Below are 510 nucleotides of genomic sequence, written 5' to 3'. Positions count from 1 at the left end.
AATTTCGTAACAGAATAGCACATCATGAACCTATCTGCTTCAACGCTACACGTGCGATAGATACAAAATATGCCAAAGAGCATTATGAGTTAATACGAACCTATATAGAATATATGGGATTTGATTCGGATTCTGTATTGCGAATGGTAGAAAAGCCCGATTCTATACTAAAAGTAATAGATGGCATGAAGTAAACGCCCATCTTTGGGGTCAGCGGATTTTCCGGGTTGGCAAGCTTTCTTTTAAGCGTATAGCCTAGCCAGTCTGAACATGAAGAACTTCAGATCAGCCACCCCTCTTAACTGGCTTCGAAAAGCTTTGATTTTAGCATTGAACGACTCCGCTGAAGCATTTGTCAATCGTTCTTCAAAATAATTTATGATGGTCGTACTATGGTTTGAAAAGGTATCAAGTACCTTGTTGAACTCCATATAGTCAAACTTTTCCACTTCATTGTACCATCTTGCGAGATTTAGCCTTGCTTCATCGGGACCTGACTTCTTGTTGAAG

Annotated in this window: 2 protein-coding genes; one reads left to right on the top strand and one right to left on the bottom strand. The window is 39.6% G+C overall.

The genetic code is table 11. The features are described from left to right. On the top strand, nucleotides 1-194 hold a 194-nt coding region (locus ABD126_RS38720; RefSeq protein ID WP_343944886.1), incomplete at its 5' end, for a hypothetical protein. 48 nt (nucleotides 195-242) lie between these two features. Here the strand turns inward: ABD126_RS38720 and ABD126_RS38715 are convergent. Then, the coding region (locus tag ABD126_RS38715; protein WP_343944883.1) for a transposase at nucleotides 243-510 on the bottom strand (268 nt) is incomplete at its 5' end.

It is taken from the genome of Saccharothrix mutabilis subsp. mutabilis (assembly GCF_039521145.1).
Taxonomy (GTDB): domain Bacteria; phylum Actinomycetota; class Actinomycetes; order Mycobacteriales; family Pseudonocardiaceae; genus Actinosynnema; species Actinosynnema mutabilis.
The sequence above is the reverse complement of the archived record's forward strand: the minus strand, read 5'-3'. Positions and strand labels throughout refer to the sequence as shown.